This window comes from Haloarchaeobius iranensis (assembly GCF_900103505.1).
GTDB lineage: Archaea > Halobacteriota > Halobacteria > Halobacteriales > Natrialbaceae > Haloarchaeobius > Haloarchaeobius iranensis.
In genome coordinates this window covers 1-21624 of record NZ_FNIA01000001.1, presented here as the reverse complement: position 1 = coordinate 21624, position 21624 = coordinate 1, and the positions used below count along the sequence as shown (strand labels likewise).

At 67.1% G+C, this 21624-nt stretch carries 15 protein-coding genes and 1 rRNA gene; 10 read left to right on the top strand and 6 right to left on the bottom strand.

Annotated elements, in window-relative coordinates:
• Positions 1-45: 45 nt before the first annotated feature.
• The 3 genes from BLT27_RS00080 (at position 46) to BLT27_RS00070 (ending at position 5156) form a co-directional block, all read left to right on the top strand.
• Complete coding sequence (locus BLT27_RS00080; RefSeq protein WP_089730991.1) at positions 46-1764, top strand: twin-arginine translocase subunit TatC; 1719 nt, start codon at positions 46-48, stop codon at positions 1762-1764.
• Between the two features lie 54 nt (positions 1765-1818).
• Positions 1819-2484, top strand: a complete 666-nt coding sequence (locus BLT27_RS00075) for a histidine phosphatase family protein (RefSeq protein ID WP_089730990.1) — start codon at positions 1819-1821, stop codon at positions 2482-2484.
• Positions 2485-2546: 62 nt separating this feature from the next.
• Positions 2547-5156 carry a DUF2298 domain-containing protein gene (locus BLT27_RS00070; RefSeq protein ID WP_089730989.1) on the top strand — a complete coding sequence of 870 codons (2610 nt, stop codon included), beginning with the start codon at positions 2547-2549 and terminating at the stop codon, positions 5154-5156.
• Between the two features lies 1 nt (position 5157).
• Here BLT27_RS00070 and BLT27_RS00065 read toward each other — a convergent pair whose 3' ends face one another.
• The 4 genes from BLT27_RS00065 to BLT27_RS00050 all read right to left on the bottom strand — a co-directional run bounded on the left by BLT27_RS00065 (position 5158) and on the right by BLT27_RS00050 (position 9572).
• The gene (locus BLT27_RS00065; protein WP_089730988.1) at positions 5158-6243 is read right to left on the bottom strand and encodes a phosphotransferase family protein; all 1086 of its coding nucleotides are present in this window, start codon (positions 6241-6243) and stop codon (positions 5158-5160) included.
• 82 nt (positions 6244-6325) lie between these two features.
• Complete coding sequence (locus BLT27_RS00060) at positions 6326-6967, bottom strand: hypothetical protein (RefSeq protein WP_089730987.1); 642 nt, start codon at positions 6965-6967, stop codon at positions 6326-6328.
• 344 nt (positions 6968-7311) lie between these two features.
• Entirely contained in the window at positions 7312-8574 is a 1263-nt protein-coding gene (locus BLT27_RS00055; protein ID WP_089730986.1) for a hypothetical protein, read from the bottom strand.
• Positions 8574-9572, bottom strand: a complete 999-nt coding sequence (locus BLT27_RS00050) for a hypothetical protein (protein ID WP_089730985.1) — start codon at positions 9570-9572, stop codon at positions 8574-8576. The genes BLT27_RS00055 and BLT27_RS00050 overlap by 1 nt, the downstream gene beginning before the upstream one ends.
• A gap of 428 nt (positions 9573-10000) precedes the next feature.
• On the opposite strand from BLT27_RS00050, the gene BLT27_RS00045 reads away from it, so the two are divergent.
• The 5 genes from BLT27_RS00045 to BLT27_RS00025 all read left to right on the top strand — a co-directional run bounded on the left by BLT27_RS00045 (position 10001) and on the right by BLT27_RS00025 (position 17974).
• Positions 10001-11974, top strand: a complete 1974-nt coding sequence (locus BLT27_RS00045) for a MutS-related protein (RefSeq protein WP_089730984.1) — start codon at positions 10001-10003, stop codon at positions 11972-11974.
• A 305-nt stretch (positions 11975-12279) separates the two neighbouring features.
• The gene (locus tag BLT27_RS00040; RefSeq protein ID WP_089730983.1) at positions 12280-13410 is read left to right on the top strand and encodes an ORC1-type DNA replication protein; all 1131 of its coding nucleotides are present in this window, start codon (positions 12280-12282) and stop codon (positions 13408-13410) included.
• 431 nt (positions 13411-13841) lie between these two features.
• Positions 13842-15356, top strand: a complete 1515-nt coding sequence (gene pheS / locus BLT27_RS00035) for a phenylalanine--tRNA ligase subunit alpha (protein ID WP_089730982.1) — start codon at positions 13842-13844, stop codon at positions 15354-15356.
• The gene (gene pheT / locus BLT27_RS00030; RefSeq protein WP_089730981.1) at positions 15356-17119 is read left to right on the top strand and encodes a phenylalanine--tRNA ligase subunit beta; all 1764 of its coding nucleotides are present in this window, start codon (positions 15356-15358) and stop codon (positions 17117-17119) included. Before pheS ends, pheT begins: the two co-directional genes overlap by 1 nt.
• Before the next feature lie 108 nt (positions 17120-17227).
• The gene (locus BLT27_RS00025) at positions 17228-17974 is read left to right on the top strand and encodes a zinc-dependent metalloprotease family protein (RefSeq protein WP_089730980.1); all 747 of its coding nucleotides are present in this window, start codon (positions 17228-17230) and stop codon (positions 17972-17974) included.
• A 27-nt stretch (positions 17975-18001) separates the two neighbouring features.
• On the opposite strand, the gene BLT27_RS00020 is transcribed toward BLT27_RS00025, so the two are convergent.
• Both BLT27_RS00020 and BLT27_RS00015 read right to left on the bottom strand, forming a co-directional pair.
• The gene (locus BLT27_RS00020; protein ID WP_089730979.1) at positions 18002-19057 is read right to left on the bottom strand and encodes a quinone-dependent dihydroorotate dehydrogenase; all 1056 of its coding nucleotides are present in this window, start codon (positions 19055-19057) and stop codon (positions 18002-18004) included.
• 63 nt (positions 19058-19120) lie between these two features.
• Entirely contained in the window at positions 19121-19318 is a 198-nt protein-coding gene (locus BLT27_RS00015) for a hypothetical protein (RefSeq protein WP_089730978.1), read from the bottom strand.
• 238 nt (positions 19319-19556) lie between these two features.
• On the opposite strand from BLT27_RS00015, the gene BLT27_RS00010 reads away from it, so the two are divergent.
• Both BLT27_RS00010 and BLT27_RS00005 read left to right on the top strand, forming a co-directional pair.
• Positions 19557-19862, top strand: coding sequence for a non-histone chromosomal MC1 family protein (locus BLT27_RS00010; protein WP_089730977.1), 306 nt, complete (start codon positions 19557-19559; stop codon positions 19860-19862).
• Between the two features lie 846 nt (positions 19863-20708).
• Positions 20709-21624 (top strand): 16S ribosomal RNA (locus tag BLT27_RS00005); the annotation flags it as partial.

Sequence of the window (21624 nt, the reverse complement as noted above, 5' to 3'; positions counted from 1 at the left end):
GGGTAAGAAAAGGTCTATAACGCGCGCGGCTTCTACCTCTGGTAGATGCCGGAGGATTCGGACGACACGGGGCTCTCGAAGGACGACGAGCAGCCGCCACGCGAACCCGACCTCCCCGGTGGCGACTCCACCGGTGATCCCGTGGCCGACGACTCCGCGGAGTCGGTGGAAGAGGCCGCCGCCAGGTCGCTGTCCGACGCGACGGACGACCCCGACTCAGGGGGCGACGAGCCCGAGGTGTCGGATGAGGAGGCAGCCGCCAGAGCGGTGGCGGACGCGGCCGACGATACGGCCGACGTTCCCGTCGAGTCCCCGGCGACCGGCGATGACATCCATATGGGGCCACACGACCCCGCGCCGGCCGGAGACGGGTCGGCGGGAGACGTCGAAGGCCCACGCCGTGCCGACACCGATGACGGGCCCATCGCGGACGCCGACGGTGGGGAGGAGGTCCCGGTCGGCCACGCTGCCGGCGCGACCAGGCCCAGCGAGGCCATCGGGGGCGAATCCGTGCCCGCGGGCGAGCCGAGCGACCCGTTCGACGAGGACGACGAAGAGTTCGAGGGGCCGCCAGACGACGAGGAGCTGCCGCTGGCGGTCCACATCGAGGAGATGGTCCGCCGCCTGGGTATCGTCCTGCTCGCGGCGGCGGCGGCGAGCGCGCTCGGCATCCCGGCGTCCGAGCAGATCATCACGACGATGTGGTACGACCTGCTGCCGGCGACCACGGAGATAACCCGACCGCACGTGTACTCGCCGCTCGAGTTCATCCTGACGAAGATCAAGGTGGCGAGCCTGGCGGGCATCCTCGTCGCGCTCCCGCTGTTCGTCTACGAGTCCTACCTGTTCATGCGACCCGGGCTCTACCCCAAGGAGCGCCGCTACTACCTCGCCTCGGTCCCGGTGAGCCTCGTGCTCGCCGCGGCCGGGATGGCCTTCGCGTACTTCCTCGTCCTCCCGGCGCTGTTCGAGTACTTCCTCTACTACACGGAGGGCTCGGCGAACATCGCGTTCGCGCTCTCCGACACGTTCAACCTCATCATCACGCTGATGGCGTTCCAGGCCATCGTCTTCCAGATTCCGCTGTTCATCATGCTCGCCATCATGATGGGCATCACGACCCGCCAGTGGCTCCAGGACCGGCGGCTGCTGTTCTGGGGCGCGTTCATGGGCATCTCGTTCCTGTTCTCGCCCGACCCGACGGGTGTCGCGCCGTTCATCGTCGCCGCGTCGATGATCGGCCTGTTCGAGGGGACGCTGCTGCTGCTGAAGTGGACGCGCGAGACCTCGCCCGTGCCGACGGTCGAGGAGCTCGGGAACAGCCGCCCGAAGGTGTACGTGCTGGCGGGACTGGTCGGCTACGCGCTCGGGCCGTGGCCCATCCCGACGGGCTACTACGGCGAGCTGCCGCCCGCGGTGACCGACACGCTGGCGACGCTCGGGCTCGGCGACGCCACGTCGCTGCTGCTCGGGGCCGCCATCGTCTTCGCGTTCGAGCTGGCCGCCTACGTGAACAAGAACTACTACGGGAGCCTCCGGGTGTGGGACGCCGTCCAGGCGGTGCGCGTCCCGGTGTGGCTGGGTGCCATCGTCGTCGGCTACCTCGGCACCCCCGACCCGCGTGCGGTCGAGGTCGTCGAGCGGGTGTCGCTGACGCAGGTCGAGGCCGGCGGACTGGCCCTCGGGCTCGTCGCCGCCTTCGAGGTCGGACTGCTCGTCGCTCGCTGGCGGGGCGGGAGCGACGGGGACGGCGGCGACGCCTGAGACCCCCTGCGGACGAGGCGGTACACACTTTGTCGCGCCCGACAACTGTGTCGTATGGGGTCTGGTCTCCACGACGCGACGGTGGTGCTAGCACGCCACGGTGAGACGACCTGGAACCGCGAGCGGCGCATCCAGGGCTGGGCACCGACCTCGCTGACAGACACGGGACGCGAACAGGCAACTGCACTCGGTCGCCACCTCACCGACGCCTACGACGTGGGTCGGGTGGTCGCCTCCGACCTCCGGCGGACCCGCGAGACGGCGCGTCCCGTCGCCCGGCTGCTCGACTGCCCGGTCGAGTACGAGCACGGCTGGCGCGAGCGGAGTTTCGGGGTGTACCAGGGGCTCACCTACGAGGAGGTGTTCGAGAGGCACCCCGAGTTCGCGGTCCACGAAATCGGTATCGAGGCCGCTCGGACCGAGCCCGAAGGCGGCGAGTCGCTGCTCGCGGCGCGCGAGCGGGTGCTCGACGCGTGGAACCGGCTCGTCGCCGCCCTCGACGACGGCGAGACGGTGGTGGTGGTCACCCACGGCGGGCCGCTGTACGTCCTGCTCGGGCACCTCCGCGGGCAGGACCTCGTCACAGCACTCACCGAGCACGACCAGGGCAACTGTGCGGTGTCGACGGTCCGGCTGACCGACGAGGGCCCGGTCGTCGTCTGCGACGGCGACACGGCCTACCGGGAGTCGGGCGCGACCGCCGCCAGGAATCCGGAGTAGGCGACCGCGGTTCGTGGCCCACTCCAGAAAGTTTACGCCCGACGAGTGGCGGGTTCGTAGGTATGTTCGAGGTGTTCGTCGTCGCCAAGTGGCTCCTCGTGTTCGCCGCCCTCGCCGTCGTCGGTGCCCCCCTCGCGGCGGTCGTCTTCCGCCGGTTCCCCCGACGCGGGGCGGCGTTCGCGATCCCCGCCGCACTGCTCCCGACAGTCCTCCTCGTCTTCTGGCTCGGCCAGGCGACGTTCGGCTTCCTGACGGTGTACGCGAGCCTGCTGGTCGTCGTCGTGGCCTCCGGGCTCGCCCTCTACCGCGGGGTCGAGCCGGACTGGCGCGGCGTGGCGGGCAGCTACGTCGTCTTCGCGCTCGGCTTCCTGTTCCTGACCGCGTTCCGCGCGTACAACGCCGGTATCACGCCCGTCGGCGGGGAGCAGTTCCTCCACTTCGGGCTGGTGAAGTCGCTGCTCCGGGCCGGCTCGCTCCCGCCGGAGGACTTCTGGTTCGCCGGCGAGCCGCTGCGGTACTACTACGGCACGCAGCTCCAGGTCGCGATGATGGCCCTCCTCACCGACACGCCGGCCCGCTACGCGTTCAACCTCGGCATCCCCGCGTTCTACGCGATGCTGGTCGTCGCCGCGTACGGGCTGGTCGGCACGGTCACCTCGCTGCGTGACCGCTCGTACCGCCTCGGCGGTGCGTTCGGCGTCTTCTTCGTCGCCGTCGCGGGCGCGCTCACGACGTTCGTCCGGCTGGTGCTGGGTGCGCTCCCGATCGACGTGGCCGTCGAGTACGGCCAGCCCGCCTTCGGCTTCGTCGCCCGCCGCTTCTACCTCGGCGACGACGGCATCGAGACGATGGACCAGGCGATGCGGGCCGCCGTCCGGGAGGGCGGCCACTTGGAGAGCTGGGGCTGGTGGTTCACCCGCTACGTCGTCCCCGGCACGCTCCAGGAGTTCCCGCTGTACTCGTTCATCAAGTCCGACCTCCACGGGCACGCGCTCGCGAACGGCTACATCCTCGTCGCCGCCGCGCTCGCGCTGGCGTACTACCTCACGCCCGCCGAGCACCGGCTCCGCAGAGTCGGCCTCGTCTACGGCGGTATCGGCCTCATCGCGGGCGTCTTCGGCTTCATGAACACCTGGTCGCTGCCCACGGCGGTCGGGCTGGCGTGGCTGGCGATGGCCGCCGCGGACGCGCACCCGGCGACGCTGCTGCCCGGCGAACTCGGCGAGCGACTGCGGTTCGAGCCGGCCACGGCAGCAGGTGCGAGCGACGACTCGGTCCCGGAGGACGCCGCGCCCGACACCGCGGTCGGCGCCGCAGTCGGCCGTCGGCTCGCCGCCGAGACCTGGCGGGTCGTCCTCGCCGGCGTGTTCGCGGCGCTCGTCGGCGTCGTCGGCGTCGCGCTCGCCTCGCCGTTCCTGATATTCGGCCACGTCCCGACGAACGACGGCATCGGCTTCCTCCCGCCGCGGACGGGCCTCGCGCCGTTCCTCGTCATCTACGGCGGCATCATGGCGCTGTTCGCCGGGTTCGTCGTCTACCGGAGCTGGCCCGAAATCCGCGCGTTGTCGACCTGGGTGTCCACCGGCGGGGCGGTCGCCCTGCTCGTCGTCGGTGCGGTGCTCGTCCACGTCGTCGACTTCGCGGTGTTCGCGGTCGTCGGCCCCATCCTCCTCGGGATGTGGTGGCTCGTCCGCACCGACCGCGTGGGCTTCGAGGGCGTCCTCGTCGTCGCGGGCGTCGGGCTCCTGCTCTCGTTCGAGGTGCTCCACGCCCGCGTCGCGCCGTACGACCTGCCGCGCTGGAACACGACGCTGAAGGTGGCGGTGCAGGGCTGGACGCTCGCCGCCGCCGGGGCCGGGGGCATCACCGCGCTCGTGCTCTCGGAGGCGTTCGACGTGCTCGCGAGCGACTCGACAGCCGACACCGACGCACCGGAGACGACCGCCGTCGACGACGCCGGTCCGCACACCCACGTCGACACGGCGGCGACCGACGGCGGCTCCCGGGCACGGTCGTCGCTCGCCACGCTCGCCGTCGCCGTCCTCGCGCTCGGTGTGGTCCTGACGAGCACGCCGTTCGTCGCGCTGGCGTTCGCCGACGAGGTGAAGTCACCCTACGACGAGGGCGCACCGGCGACCATCGACGGGCTCGGCACCCACGAGCGCTGGAAGGCCGAGGAGATCGCGGCCATCCACTGGCTCGATGACCGGGAGGGCCGCCCCGTCATCGTCGAACCCGTCGACACGCCGGTGCCCGACGACCCCGAGGACATCTACGTCGAGTACGACTGGATCACGCCGGCGGCCACGCTGACCGGGCTCCCGACCGTCCTCGGCTGGGACCACCAGGTCAACTACCGCGGCGGCGAGGCGTACCTCCACCGCATGGAGCAGGTCGACGACATCTACACCGGCACCTGGGCGAACGCGACCGCCGCCCTCCGCGAGCACGACGTGCAGTACATCTACGTCGGACCGCGGGCCACCGAGCTGTACGGCGGCGACATCCGGCAGTTCCACCACCACGACGGCATTTCGGTCGCCTTCGAGAACGACAAGGTGACCGTCTACGAGGTGCACCACGACGAGCTCGCCGGCAGCGCCGAGACGTGGCCCGCCACCGGCTCGGCGCGGTGGAACGGGACCGACGCGGACGCGACGGTCCCCGTCTGAGTCACAGCGGCCGCTCCCCGTCGACGATTCGCTCCGCGAGCAGCGTCACGTGGTCGATGTACGGCTCGAGATCCGAGTCCGCACCCCGTTCGACCCGGTGGCGATGCAGGTCGACCCAGACCGACGCGAGCGAGAACGCCGCGTTGGCTCGGTAGAACCGCTCGTGGTCGAATTCCCTCCCTGTCTGCTCCTCGTACCGTGCCACCAGCGCCCGCCGGCTCGGGCTGCCGGTGTCGGTCGTGAACGGCGCGAGGCCACGCTCGTTCCGCTCGCGCAGCTCCGCGACCGCGTCCCCGTGCTCGGGGTAGCGCGCCGCGATGCCGTCGAGCGGTACCGGCCGGTCGTCGGGGTCGCCCCAGCGCAGCAGCAGGTAGCCGAGTTCGACGAGCGGGTCGCCCAGCAGCGCGGTCTCCCAGTCGATGACGCCGGTTATCTCGGGAACTTCGTCGCCCGCGAACAGGACGTTCCCGGGACGGTAGTCGCCGTGGACGAGCGTCGTCTCGGTGGCCTCGGGCGCGTGCTCGACGAGCCACTCGCCGACCGCGCGGAGGCGGGCGAACTCGCGGCCGGTCACCTCGGCGGCGGCGTCGAGCCGTCGCAGGCCGTCGGCGACCTGCTCGCGCGGGGTCCGGCGGTCGCAGCACGCCGCGAACGCTCCGGTGTCGAGCGCGTGGACGTCCGCGAGGGTGTCGACCAGTTGATGGGCCAGGTCGCACCGGGCCTCGGGGTGCCGGAACCGCTCCGGCAGGTCCGAGCCCAGCGGGACCACCGCGCCGTCCACGCGCGGGACGACGAAGAATGCCCCGTCGAGGACGGTCTCGTCGTCGCAGTACAGGGTCGGCTCGGGCGTCGGCAGCGCCGTTTCGTGCAGGTGCTCCATCACGCGGTACTCGTCCCGGAGCGGGTTGATGTACTGCCGGTCCCGCAGCTTGTTCGGCCGGCGGACGACGTACTCGCCGTCGGTCGTCGCGACCGCGAGCACGAGGTTGAGCCCGTCCGAGAGCGTCTCGACGCCCGTGGCCTCGGTGGCGAGTTCGGCGGCGAGGAGGGCTTCGAGGGCGTCGGTGTCGCGGGTGGCGTCGGTCATACCCGGGCCGACGGACGGGCACTCAAAAACGGTCCCGGCGGGGTGTGAACGGCCCGCGGTGACCGCCGGCCGGGACGGGTCGTCACTGCTCGCCCGCGTCCGAGTTCGATACCGTGGCCGTGACGGTCGCCCCGTCGGTCATGGTCTTCCGCTCCGTCCGGAGGCCCCCAAGCTCCGATTTCGCGAGGTCGACGACGAGTTCGGAGTCGACCTCGACCGTCTCGACCGCTGCGTCGGTGGCCTCGAACAGCGCCGAGTAGCGGACCGTCCGATTGGTCCGGCGGAAGTCATCGCCGTACACGCGCACATCGAGGGTCGAGCCGGGTCGGTCCGTCTCGGTCGGGGTGTGCGTGACCGTCGCTTTGTCGAAGCGGTAGCTCCCGCGCCAGGGCGGAAGGTCGTCGTACGCGTCGGCGGCGGTGCCGACGACCCCGATCCCGAGCCAGGTCCTGAAGGTCGTCCGGCAGCCCGTCGTTCCGGGGTTCCGGGCGACGAGACGAGTCGAATCCGCGGCGTCGCCACCGAGCTCCGTGGTGAGCGAGAACGCGTCGAGCGGCCAGTCGCTGGTCGGGTCGGCGATTCGTTTGCGGGCCGGCCCGGGCCAGACGGTGAGCTGCTGTTCGACCCCGAGGTACGTCGTGGACTCACCGGCGTAGCGTGCGACCGCAGTGGCCAGGGTGGCCTCGGCGTCTGGGCGCGAGCCGAGGTCGGCCCTGTCGTTCACGAGGCACTCCCAGCCCTCTCCGAATGTGTAGGCGGGCCCACAGCCGCTCGTACTGTACGTCGGTCCGATGCGGGAGTGTGGGGGATCGGTGTCTCCCCGACAGCGGGGCGGGGCATCGTCGGACGCTCGGACGCCGAGCGCGACCGCACCCGCGGTGACTGCGCTACCAGCGAGGAGCTTTCGTCGGGTCGTAAGAAGTGTACTGTCGTCGGGCATATATGTTCGGAGGATGGGTGTGAACAACGGCGGTTGGGATGATATTGGTAATTTCTGTTCCAGGTTGAAATACTTCGTGGGGGACGTACGCTGCGGCCAGGAACCCCCGCGGAGTCATCCGGCGGCGATTAGACGGTGAAGTTCAGGACGCCGCTCTCGGTGAAGGTCTCGTAGGATGGGTCATCCCACGGCAAGATACCTCCGGGCTTTTTGAACTCGACATCGATGTCGGAGCTCATGTACACCTGTCCGAGGTCGGTGCCTACGCTCTGGATGAGATCAGTCCGGTCAAACTTTGCGGACGATGTCACGTCGCCGCCGGAGTTGTACTCCACGGTGTGCTCAGAGTAGTCGTTGCCGTCGGAACGGGTCACATTTACACCGCTGACGGTGACGGTTCTCGACCAGGCCGCGGCCGCTTCGCCACCGATCCCGCCCGCATCTCCGGATACACCCAGCGAGAGCTCCGTACCGTTGCTGACAGTACTCTCCGTCGACTGGGGCTTGGATTTAATTACCTCGGCCGAAGCGTTTGAGATATTTATGTAGTCGTTAGAGGCAACGAGTTCGTTGTTCTGCCAGTCCGTCCCGCAGGCATCACCGACATTGCGGCCGTTCGAGGTCCCTGGCCAGAGATCTATTTGCTGGTCGATGCCGAAGTACCGGTTACCGTCGGTGTCGTCGACGTAGCCACAGAAGACACGGACGCGAACGTCACCGTGCGGACACGAGGCGAAGTCGATCTGGTAGCCACCGAGACAGTTGAAGTCGTCCGGGAACGCGGTCCGTCCGAGCGCACTGCAGGGGCCCTCGATAGGGTCGAAGTTCGCCGATGGGCCGCCGTACTGCGTGCTGATAGTGGTCTCGAGACGCCGCCCGGTCACCGCTTCGAGACTGAACTCACGCATCTGTGAGATGTCCTCGACCGGGTCGATGACCGCGAAGGGGGACGGGCCGAAGTAGCCGAGTGTGACGGAGACCGGCACGTCGTCCGGCAGGGGCGTCCCGGCGTCGAAGATCGCCTCCACCTCCTCGTCGGCGTCGTAGAGCAAGCGGATCAGGCCACCGTTCGCGTCGTTACCGGCCATCCCGACCGGGGTGCCGGCGGCCAGCTGGTCGAGGACCGCGCTCCGGTCCAGGCCGGGCTCCGTGGCCAGGAGGACGAACTCGGCCTCGTCCAGCGAGGAAACGGTGGTGACGGCTCGTCCGGGCAGGGAGACCGAGAGCGCCTCGTCGACGTAGACGGCGACGTCGCCCTGACCAACGCCGGTTCGGCTGGTGACTCCGCGGCTGGCGGTCGCCGTCCCGACGAGGGCGGCACTCGACGTCGCGGCGATTGCTGAGAGGGCGGTTCGACGCTGCAACTCCGGGGCCTCGTTCTCGTCACTCATTATTCGTAGTTGAAATATTCTAATTCGATGTTGTCCTGAACACGGTCGGTCCTGAACCCGGTGCGGAATTTGGTGTCGTGACTGACTGTACCGACTACCTCGGCGTTATTGGGTTCGTCCGCGAATGAACAGATACTGCCTGTCGCGTGAACCGGGGAGAAGTTGCTGGACCAGCGATCTTTGAGTTCCCACCGTGTTGCGGTCTTGTTCTGTATTTCACTGGAACTGTACTGCTGCTCGATCGTCTTCCACTTCGTCTGGTAGTTCCAGTCGATGTCGTGCTGAGTGCCGTCTGCGGCGACGTACATGCTGGATTCCCACGTCTCGCCGGCTCCGTCTGAGTCAAAACTATGCGGTGAGTGAGCGGTGACGGTGCCGTCGTTCCAGTCGTGTTTCGCGTAGGACGGAATGTCGGTAAAGCCCTGCCAAGCCCCAGCCTTGACCTCGGTTACGGTTGCGATTTCGGTGAACCCGGTGTCGACATCCAGTCGCCAGAAGTGGGCTGTGAAGTCGACGGAGCCGTACTTGCCCTCAGCTGACGAGTAGGTGTTCGACAGCCACGACCACTGGCCGTCGGTCTCGACGGAAACCGGACTATCCGATGCGTTCAAGACAGTTCGCCTGTCGAACTCTTCGACGAACGACCGGGCTTCCCGTATCTGATGGGTCGCTTCGGCCTCAGTTTTCGCGGTTCCGACGAATTCCTGTGGCACGCCATCTTTGAGACCGAACGCATAGGCGACGACCGGTTCATCGTTGGACGCGTATCCAACGGCAGAACCGGAGGAATCCGTCGATTCGAGCACGGAATTCCGCGCCTCGAGCCGTTCCGACTGGCTGATTGGGTCTGAGAGAGACCCGACGAGCAGCGTCGGATTCTCCCTGGTAGTTCTCGTCGCGGTACTACTGAAACTGAGTCCAGTCACTGCCAGGCCGGTGGCAACCATTGCCTGGATGAATCGTCTTCTATTCGAATCCATGAGAGGGCGGATGGTCATTCTGAACCACAAAATATAAAATTTTATATATTGGACAATTTAATATATCTAAACGATATTGTATTTTGGGTTGGTACTTAAGAATATAGATAGTGGGGGTTTGCTATGGTTATAATTGCTACTAATTGGAATATAAATATTGAACACGTTCCCGTCGAAGTTTGATAATCCATGGGTCTAGAAATAGAAGAAATCTTTTTGGAGCCAATGGTGATATCTAAAACAACTGTCAACGCTGGGGTTGGACAGAAATTTATTTTTTTTAATATAATATTTTAACTATTCCACGCACGACACTCGACGTGCCTATTCGTTCACGTTCTAGTTTCCGTTCGCTCCAAACCGCGCCCCTCGCTCGCAGGAGCCGCGACGATACCGGGCGCTCGACGGCGGGAGCTTTTTCGCCTCGCCCCGGATAGACCCCTGCAATGGAACTGTCGGCGATACCGGGCGTCGGCGCGAAGACGGCCGACGCGCTGGCCGAACTCGACGACCCCGAAGCGGCGTTGCGGGCGGGTGACGTGGCGACGCTCTCGCGCGCACCGGGCGTCTCCGAGGGGCGGGCCGCACGCATCGCGCGGGCCGCCATCCGGACCGAACACGACGACCCCGGCGGCTTCCTCGCGACGGACCGCGCCCGCGAGGTGTACCGGGCGATGCTCGACGAACTCAAGGCCCGGACCGTCACCGACTACGGGGCCAAGCGCATGGAGACGTTCTACCCGAGCGCTGCGCAGTCACGCATCGAGGAGGTGCGGACGTTCGCCGAGCGCGCGATGGACCGGACGGTCTCGGAGGCGGTGCTCGACGCGCTGGCGGGCGTCGAGCCGCTCACCGACCCACGGGACGTGTCGGTTCGGGACCGCTGTCTGGCGACGACGAACGGGGAGACGTACGCGACGGCTCGCGAGGCGATCCCGGAACTGCCGGTCGAGGTCGTCGACGACGCCCGGGGACTGGCGGACCTCGCGCGCGGGTACTCGACGGTCATCGCGCTGGACGAGACGTTCGCCGGCGTCGAGGTCGATGGCGACGTGCGGGTCGAACCGAACGCGCTGTCGAACCCCGTGGAGGTCGTCCCGGAGCGTGCCTTGGCGTTCTTCGCGACGAACCGGGACCGCATCCGGGCGGCCATCGCGGTCCACCGCGCGACCGACCTCGACGCGCCGTGTGACCTCGACGCGCTCGAGGACGCACTCTCGGGGCTGACCGGGGACGGCGGCATCGCGGGCGACGCGGAGGTCGACCGGCTCGCGACTGCCCTCGACGACCTCGACGCGGCCGTCGGGATGGCCGAGAACGTCGCCAACGACCGGCTGCGCGAGGCCATCGAGGAGCGCGACGTGACCATCGAGGGCGCGGACCTGCTCTCGCTGGTCGAACGCGGTGCTGGCGTGGACTCGCTGCTCTCGCGCGAACTCGCCGACGAGTACGCCGACGCGGTCGACGCCGCGCGGGACCATCTCGTCGAGAGCCTCGACCTCGACACGGGCGAGGCCGAGGTCGCACGGCGGGCGTTCGGCGACGAGCCGACGTACCCGGTGGACCACGACGAGTCCGTCGTCTCCCGGCTCCGCGAGGACCTCACGGCCGCGAAGGAACGACGCGAGACCCGGCTGAAGCGGGAGCTGGCCGACGAGCTGGCCGACCGGCGCGGGGACGCCGAGGCGCTGGTCGGTGCGGCGCTCGAACTCGACGTGGCGCTCGCCGTCGCGCGGTTCGCGGACGACTACGACTGCACGCTGCCGACGTTCGCGGACGAGGGCGTCGCCATCGAGGGCGGGCGCTCGCTCCTGCTCGACGTCCCCCACGACGAGGCCGACCCGGTGGACTACGGCATCGAGGGCGTCGCGCTGCTCTCGGGGGTGAACTCCGGCGGGAAGACGTCGACGCTCGACCTCGTCGCGAGCGTGGTCGTCCTCGCGCAGATGGGGCTGCCGGTGCCGGCGGAGTCGGTGCGGCTCCAGCGGTTCTCGTCGCTGCACTACCACGCGAAGACACAGGGGACACTCGACGCGGGCGCGTTCGAGTCGACGGTGCGGGAGTTCGCCGATGTCGCCGACGGCGGCGCGGACTCGCTGGTGCTCGTCGACGAACTGGAGTCCATCACGGAGCCGGGGGCGTCGGCGAAGATAATCGCGGGCATCCTCGAGGCGCTCGACGAGAACGGCGCGTCCGCGGTGTTCGTCTCGCACCTCGCGGGCGAGATACGCGAGACGGCGAACTTCGAGGTGACTGTCGACGGTATCGAGGCCGTCGGGCTGGTCGACGGGGAGCTCGTCGTGAACCGGTCGCCCGTGAAGGACCACCTCGCGCGCTCGACGCCGGAACTCATCGTCGAGAAGCTCGCCGGCGAGTCCGAGGCGACGTTCTACGACCGGTTGCTGGAGAAGTTCGAGTAGAGGGACGGCGACGGTATCCCCGGCTTATCGGCCTTCGGTCCGGGTCAGCGCGCGCTACCGGTCGGGTCGGCCGTGTCTGTCCGAGGGGCCGGCTCGCATCGTCCCGTCCACGGCGAACGCATTCCGATGTAGCCTGGCGGACTGTTCGTTCGAAGCACACTCGAAAGACGAGGGCGACATCGAGAGCAACGTGACGGAGCTGCACTGACGAGGGGGCGACCTCACGTCAGCCGTCTCGGCCGAATTCGTGCGTCTGACGCGAGTCTGCCGAAGGACTAAGTACTCGGCGTAGCGTGGTGAAAGTGATGGCTGAGGACCCCCCAGACGAGGGAATGTTGGGGTGGGACGAGTCGGTCTTCCGCAACGAGCGGGTGTTCGAGATCGACTACGTCCCCGAGACGTTCAAACATCGGGAGACGCAGACCCAGAGCCTGCAGTACGTCCTTCGTCCCGCCGTCAGAGGGTCCCGTCCGCTCAACGCCGTCGTCCGCGGTCCGCCCGGCACCGGGAAGACCACGGCCGTCCAGAAGCTCTTCTCGGAGCTCCAGGCGGAGACCAACGACGTGCGAACCGTCCGGGTGAACTGCCAGATGAACGCGACGCGGTACTCGGTGTTCTCCCGGCTGTTCGAGGGGATGTTCGACTACGAGCCGCCCGCCTCGGGTATCTCGTTCAAGAAGCTGTTCTCGCAGGTGACCGAACGCCTCGTCGACGAGGACGAGGTGCTCGTCGTCGCGCTCGACGACGTGAACTACCTGTTCTACGAGAGCGAGGCCTCCGACACGCTGTACTCGCTGCTCCGGGCTCACGAGGAGCACTCCGGTGCGCGCATCGGCGTCATCGTCGTCTCCTCGGACCCGAACCTGAACGTGATGGACGAGCTCGACTCCCGCGTGCAGTCCGTCTTCCGCCCCGAGGACATCTACTTCCCACCGTACGACGAGGGCGAGATCGTCGAGATACTCCGCGAGCGCGTCAAGCGCGGCTTCCAGGACGACGTGATTCCGGCACCGATCCTCGACCTCGTCGCCGACTTCACCGCCGAGACCGGCGACCTGCGCGTCGGCATCGACCTGCTCCGCCGGGCCGGCCTCCACGCCGAGATGCGCGCCTCCCGAACTGTCGAGAGGGAGGACGTCAAAGCCGCCTACGAGAAGTCGAAGTACGTCCACCTCCGGCGCTCGCTGGAGGGCCTGAGCGAGTCCGAACTCGCGCTCGTCGAGGTCATCGCCGAGTGCGAGGGAGAACGCGCCGGCGACGTCTACGAGACGTTCCACGAGCGGACCGGCCTCGGCTACACCCGGTACTCCGAGATCGTCAACAAGCTCGACGACCTCGGCATCGTCGAGACCGAGTACGCCGAGGTCGAGGGTCGGGGGCGTTCGCGAGAGCTGACGCTGGAGTACGACCGCGAGGCCGTGCTCGACCGGCTGTAACCACGTTCGTTCTCACGCCCCGCAGTTTTCGAGTTCACAGCGATGACTGACCAACCGGGTGGCGCGCGCCCCGCGAGCAGACGCTCATACGACGGATGCGGAGCGCAGCAAGTCGCGGCGGGTCGAGCGGGAGGGGGGTTTCTGGTCGTCGTCGTTACCTCGAACCCAAAGTACTGCGCGACTACCACACACGAACTCACACGTCGACCGAAGGCTTTTGCCGGGGCAAGAGAATAGCACAGGTATGGCAGCCGGATCCCGCCATCGAGGCATCGCAGGCAAGCGCGGTCGTCGCGACACCCTGGGGTTCGGCTTTTTTGCGTCGGCGTGAGCGCGGCGGACTCGGCAGACGGCGACGAACCCGCTGTCGGCCGACGAAATCGCGCACTCGTCCGGAATAGCTAACTGAGAGACGCGAGCATCCACTACCAATGCAACTACCAGGGACACAGGTTTCGGTGCTCGAAGCCGCGAGCGCCACCGACGCGACGTCGGTGACGGCGCTGGCCGACGAGCTCGGGGAGAAGCCCGAGACGGTCGTCGGCGCGGTGTTCGAGCTGGCGGATAGCGGCCTCCTCACGGTCGAGGAGCGAACCGAGGAGCGAGTCGAACTCACCGACGAGGGCGAGACGTACGTCGAGTCGGGGCTGCCGGAGGTCCGGCTGTACCGGGCCGCGGTCGAGGCCGGGGCCGACGACGGCGCGGTCTCGATGGGCCAGGTCATCGGTGCGTCCGGCCTCGAAGGCGGCGCGGTCGACATCGCGCTGGCGAACTACGCCCGGAAGGGCTACGGCAGCATCGAGTCGGGCGAGCTGACGGCGGACCCGGACGCCGACCCCGACGCGGACGGGGAGGCGACGGTGCTGGCAGCACTCGCCGACGGGCGCGTGGACGCCGGCGACATCGAGGCGTCGGTGCGCGAGCAGCTCGTGAGCCGCGACCTCGTCACCGTTCCGGAGTCGACCGAGCGGCTAGTCACGCTGACCGACGAGGGCGTGACGGCGCTGATGGAGGGCGTCGAGGAGAGCGAGACGGTCGGCCAGCTCACGCCCGAACTGCTCACGAGCGGCGAGTGGCAGGACGTCGAGTTCACCGAGTACAACGTCGAGGCCGACGCTGAGACGCGCTACGGCGGCAAGAAGCACATCCTGCGCCAGACCGCGGACCGCGTGAAGGACGTGCTTGTCGGGATGGGCTTCCAGGAGATGGAGGGCCCGCACGCGGACGCGGAGTTCTGGATCAACGACTGTCTGTTCATGCCACAGGACCACCCGGCGCGCACGCACTGGGACCAGTTCGCGCTGGACGTGCCGCCGATGCAGGACCTCCCCGCGGAGCTCGTCGACCGGGTCGAGGACGCCCACCGCAACGGCGTCGGCGCGGACGGCGACGGCTACCACTCGCCGTGGACCGAGGACGTGGCTCGCGGCGTCGACCTGCGCGGGCACACCACGTCGCTGTCGATGCGCTACCTCTCCGGGCACGCCCAGGGCGAGCTGGAGCCGCCACAGCGGTACTTCAGCGTGGAGAAGGTGTACCGGAACGACACGCTCGACGCGACCCACCTGCTGGAGTTCTTCCAGATCGAGGGCTGGGTGATGGCCGAGGACCTCTCGGTGCGTGACCTGATGGGCACGTTCACGGAGTTCTACGAGCAGTTCGGCATCACCGACCTGCAGTTCAAGCCCCACTACAACCCGTACACGGAGCCGAGCTTCGAGCTGTTCGGCGAGCACCCCGAGACGGGCGAGATCGTCGAGATCGGCAACTCGGGCATCTTCCGCGAGGAGGTGCTCCGCCCGCTCGGCGTCGACTGCGACGTGATGGCCTGGGGGCTCGCGCTGGAGCGGCTGCTGATGCTCACCCACGGCTTCGAGGACATCCGCGACGTCCACGGGACGCTCGTCGACCTTGATTTCCTCCGCACCGAGGAGGTGGTCCACTGATGCCCGTCGTCGACGTCGACCCCGACGCGCTGCGCCGGCTCACCGGCCACGACGAGAAAGACGACGAGGAGCTGAAGCAGGACCTGTTCGGTCTCGGACTCGAGTTCGAGGGCGAGACCGAGGACGGCGAGTTCCAGCTCGAGTTCGCACCGGACCGGCTCGACCGGCTCTCCGTCGAGGGCGTCGCGCGCAGCCTGCGCTACCAGTACGGCGACGACCGCGGCGTCTACGTCCCGAACACGAACGACGCCGACTGGACCATCGAGGTCGACTCGTCCGTGCCAGACGAGCGGCCGTTCGTCACCGGCGCGGTCGTCCGGGACGTGAACCTCGACGAGGCCGCGCTCGACTCGCTCATCCAGCTGCAGGAGAAGCTCCACGCGACGATGGGCCGCAAGCGTGTGAAGGGCGCCATCGGCATCCACGACCTGACGATGCTCAAGGGTCGGCTCGCCAGCGACGAGCGCGGCAACAGCATCCGGTACGTCGGCGTCGAGGCCGACGAGGACCGGTTCGTCCCGCTGGACAGCGACCGCGAGCTCACCCCGGGCGAGGTGCTCACCGAGCACCAGACCGGCCGGGAGTACGCCGACATCGTCGCCGACTACGGGCGCTACCCTGCCATCTACGACGACATCGGGCTGTTCTCGTTCCCGCCGGTCATCAACGGCCGCCGGACCGAGGTCAGCACCGACTCGCGGGACCTGTTCGTCGAGATGACCGGGACGGACCAGTGGACCATCGACAAGATGCTGAACGTCGTCTGCTACGCGCTCGACGCCCGCGGCGCGACCATCGAGGAGGTCACCGTCGACTACCCCGACGACCCCGTCTACGCCGACGAGAGCGTCGAGCGCGTCGACCCCGGCGTCGACGTCGTCCGTCCGGACCTCTCGACCAGCGAGAAGCACGTCGCCCACGACCGCATCGAGGGGCTGCTCGGCGTCAACCTCGACCCCGACGAGGTCGTCGACCTACTCGAACGCTCCGGGCTCGACGCCGTCACCGACGAGAGCGACGACGGCGCGCTCAGGTACCGGGTCGCCGTGCCCCCGTACCGCGTCGACGTGCTCCACCCGCTCGACCTCGTCGACGACGTGGGCCGCGCCTACGGCTTCAACGAGCTGGACCCCCAGTACCCCGAGGTGGGCACGGTCGGCGGCCGCCACGCCCGCTCGACCCTGGAGGACGCCGTGCGCGACCAGCTCGTGGGCCTGGGCTTCACCGACCTGCTCAACTTCCACATGACCAACGAGGCGGAGAACTACGAGCGCATGCGGGTCGACCCCGACGAACACGACTGCGTCGGCGCGGGCGAGCCCGTCACCATCACCGAGCCCTACAGCGAGGACTACACGATGATCCGGTCCTGGGCGCTCCCGTCGCTCGCGATGGTGCTCGAGAACAACACCCACCGCTCGTACCCGCAGGACATCGCCGAGGTCGGCTTCGCCGCCGAGTACGACGCCGACGAGGACAGCTACGTCGCCGAGCGCCAGACGGTCGCGGGGGCCCTCGCCCGCCACGACGCCTCCTACGAGGACGCCAAGGCCGTCCTGCAGTCGCTCGCACGCGACTTCGACGTCGAACTGGAGACGCCGCCGACCGACCATCCGTCGTTCATCGACGGCCGGACAGCGAGCGTCGTGCTGGACGGCGAGGATGTGGGCGTGGTCGGCGAGCTGCATCCCGCCGTGCTCGTCGAACACGACCTGGAGCTGCCCGTGGTCGCGTTCGAGTTCGAGCTCGAGGCGCTTCGGTGAAGGAGGCGGTACTCCCGAGCGGCTGTCACCCGTCTCACCCGGCCCTCTCCGCAGCCCCGGACAAAAGCCAATAATTATACCCATTGGATATGTTGGTGGGGGTGCACCATGCGCGAGCGACAGCACTCCACGGACGTATCGCGTCGTCGACTGCTCGCTACGGGCGCCGGCACCCTGGGCTCGGTCGCCCTCCTGTCGTCCGGCGTCTCCGCGACGAACACGTCGGAGACCATCTCCGTCGAGACGTTCGCCAGCCAGGCGTACTACGACGAGCACGGCTGGAAACACCTCGGAAAACTCTCCGACCACACTGACGACCTCCAGACCGTCTGGCCCCAGACGCAGATCAGCAACACGGCGGTCAACGGCTCGGACATCCAGATCGACTGGCAGTTCAACTACAGGTACAAGAACCCCGAGTCGGACGCCTCCGACGTCTACGGCCGCAACACCGACTTCAACGAGTGGCTCCAGAACGAGATCAACTGGGACCTGCTCGACGCCGCGGTCGTCCTCGACTGGGACGAGGACGACGGCAACACCGGAATCGCCCCCGGAGCGGTCGGCACGGACAACAAGACGGCGAGCGTGAATGCCGCCGCCTGTCAGGACCTCCCGTCGTACTGGAGTCCGAAGACCGTTCCCAAGATCATGGCGCACGAACTCGGTCACCTCCACGGCGCTAGCCACGGTGACGCGGAGCTGCAGGGGACGGACTGCAAGGCCAGCCTGATGCTACAGGAGGAAGATGACGTCTACATCTACCCGAGCTGTGACGGTATCGAGGGCATCGCACAGCGGTTCTCCGACGACAACGCGCGGACGGTCAAGACGTTCGTCAGGGACGACTACTGATATCCGGGCGGCACCGACCGCCGACCGTCACCGGTCCGCACCGACGGCATCCTCCACCGAGTCGAAGCCGTCGCGCTCCAGCAGTTCGAGCAGACCCTCGTTGATGTCGCGGGCGAGGGCCGGGCCCTCGTAGACGAGCGCGGTGTAGAGCTGGACGAGGGAGGCGCCGGCACGGATCTTCCGGTAGGCGTCCTCGGCGGTGCCGACGCCGCCGACCCCGACGACGGGGACGTCCACGCGCTCGGCGACGAACCGGACCATCTCCGTGGCGCGGTCCTCGATGGGCGCGCCCGAGAGCCCGCCCGCCTCGCCCGCGCTCGGGTGCGCGAGCGAGTCCGGGCGCTCGGTGGTGGTGTTCGTCGCGACGACGCCGTCGAGGTCGAGTTCGTCGACGAGGTCGAGCGCCGTCTCGATGGCGGGTTCGGGCAGGTCCGGCGAGAGCTTGACCAGGAGGGGCTCCGCGCCCGCGTCGACGAGTTCGCCGAGGATGGCCGCCATCTCGTCGCGGTTCTGGAGGTCGCGGAAGCCCTCCGAGTTCGGGCAGGAGACGTTGACCACGAAGAAGTCCGCTCCGTCGGCGACGCGCTCGTAGGTGTAGCGGTAGTCCGCCGGCGCCTCCTCGGTGGGCGTGTGCTCGGACTTGGCGAGGTTCACGCCCACGGGCACGTCGGGGAGGGCGGACTCGCGGAGGCGGCGGCCGACGCGGTCCGCGCCCTGGTTGTTCAGGCCCATGCGGTTGATTATGGCACGGTCGCTCGCCAGGCGGAACATGCGTGGCCGGGGGTTCCCGGGCTGGGCCTCTGCGGTGACGCCCCCGACCTCGACGTGGCCGAAGCCCAGCGCGGCCACCGCGCGTGGCACCTCCGCGTTCTTGTCGAACCCCGCGGCGACGCCGACGGGATTCGGGAACGACTGACCGAACGCGTCGACAGCGAGCCTGTCGTCGGTGACGGTGTAGCGGCGCGCGAGCAGCCGCTCGACCGGCGTCCGCTGGACGGCCGACAGGCCCCGGTGGACGATATCGTGGGCGGTCTCGGCGTCAAGACGGAACAGGAGTGGCCTCGCGACGTCGTACGCGTCCATGTGGGACAAAGCGGCGCGGCTGCGGGTAAATCTCTCGGAACAACCGTCGGGGATGGTACGGCGTTAGAACTCGTGTTCGACTTCGTCTTGGTCTGCCTTCTGGATGATTATCTTGTCCTCGCGCACGCGGACGAACACTTCGTCGCCGATATCCATGCCTGCGACTGCGAGCTCGTCCTCGTGGAGATTGATGTGGACGTTGTGGTATTCGCCGTTCTCGTCTTTGGCGCCACTCGGACTCAACTTCTTTTTCCGTACCATCGCGGTAGTCTATCTCGTGTGTTCGCCATAGGATATACTTAAGTGTTTTCTACGCCTTGGCGGCAGAGGGCACCGCGGGCGAGAGTTTCGACGGCGCGAAACCGCCGAAAATCGGGGGGTTCGACCGACGGAATCCACCCGGCATCGGACGGGATTTATAAACACATCGTCGCCGTCCCCCGTTTTTTGGGATATATTTATGGTGGGTCATGCGCTCAATGAGCATGGAGGGACAATCATGGTACGTGAAGATGGTAAGCGAAACTTTGCGCTGCGCGAGGACAGTGGTGAGGAGAGCGTCTTCTCAGGCAACACCCCACGGCAGGCCGCACTGAAGGCGGCCCGTCGTCTCGACCCCGCGTCGAGCGAGGATGCAGCGGATCGAACCGAGATCCGGCTCCGCGAGAAAGGAACCGACAAGGTCCACATCTACGATGGGTGGGCCTGGAACGAGACGGCCCCGGACGACAAACCGGACTGGATGCCCGAAGAGATCACGGAAGCGAACGTCTCGAAGAAGGGCATCGAGCACCTCGAGGACTGAATCGCTTCTTTCACGCACGTGCGCTCGCACGTGCGTAACCACGCTACTCTATTTATCGTGTCTCGTGAGCGGGTCGCCTGCGGGCTCGAAAGGGGTTTGTGACCGGAGCGTCGAGTGGCGAGTGCGCGGTACTATCCCGACCAGACCGGACGCACACGCGAGGGATGACCGGTCGGCCTCCGCCCGCGCGACATCTTCCTGTACCACTCTCGCCCAGCTGCGGGTCGCGCGTTCGGCACGGGAGTCCGTCTCACGTCACGTTATTCACACGCTACCGACGGTTCGACGGCCTTAAGTGTATCATCCCTCTTCGATAGAATGCAAACAACGTGGCGCGACGCGCCACTCCCTCTGGCCGCGATCCGGCTCGGAGGCAGGAACTCTCCGATGCTCTCCGGGCGACGGTTCGACTCGGTTCGAAGGCCTTATGTACTACTCGAGGCCTCCGATACTAATGCAACCGCCCGCCGACACGGTCGTCGGCGTTGGCACGAACCGACGCCCTTATACGTAACAGGGCATTGGGATACAAACGCGAAAGACGACGCGATTTGGGGCACGTTCAACTCGTGCCTCAGTCACGGACTGGCGTTCGAGGGGCCGCCCTCGGAGAACGACTCCGATGGGTTTAAGGGGCCTTCTCGACAACGTTCAGGTCCGTAAGGAAATGAGGATTCCACCCCTGCGGTCCGCCGTACACGATGGAATCTGATGTTAGCCTTGGTAGTTCGGTGACGCTCGATCGGCCACGCCGATTGGCTCACCGGACTCGGACCACGCAATGTGATATGGATGCACCGTTCACACGGTGCACCCGCCAAGCCCCCCGAGCTTACGCTTGGGAGCATTCCGGTTGATCCTGCCGGAGGTCATTGCTATTGGAGTTCGATTTAGCCATGCTAGTCGCACGAGTTCATACTCGTGGCAGATAGCTCAGTAACACGTGGCCAAACTACCCTATGGAGAACGATAACCTCGGGAAACTGAGGCTAATAGTTCATACGGCTCTCTCCCTGGAACTGGGTTGAGCTCGAAACGCTACGGCGCCATAGGATGTGGCTGCGGCCGATTAGGTAGACGGTGGGGTAACGGCCCACCGTGCCAATAATCGGTACGGGTTGTGAGAGCAAGAGCCCGGAGACGGAATCTGAGACAAGATTCCGGGCCCTACGGGGCGCAGCAGGCGCGAAAACTTTACACTGCACGACAGTGCGATAAGGGAACTCCAAGTGCGAGGGCATAGAGCCCTCGCTTTTCTGTACCGTAGGGTGGTACAGGAATAAGAGCTGGGCAAGACCGGTGCCAGCCGCCGCGGTAACACCGGCAGCTCGAGTGATGACCGATATTATTGGGCCTAAAGCGTCCGTAGCTGGCCGAGAGGGTCCGTCGGGAAATCTGCTCGCTCAACGAGCAGGCGTCCGGCGGAAACCAATCGGCTTGGGACCGGAAGACCTGAGGGGTACGTCTGGGGTAGGAGTGAAATCCCGTAATCCTGGACGGACCACCGGTGGCGAAAGCGCCTCAGGAAGACGGATCCGACAGTGAGGGACGAAAGCTGGGGTCACGAACCGGATTAGATACCCGGGTAGTCCCAGCTGTAAACGATGCTCACTAGGTGTGGCACTGGCTACGAGCCAGTGCTGTGCCGTAGGGAAGCCGTGAAGTGAGCCGCCTGGGAAGTACGTCCGCAAGGATGAAACTTAAAGGAATTGGCGGGGGAGCACTACAACCGGAGGAGCCTGCGGTTTAATTGGACTCAACG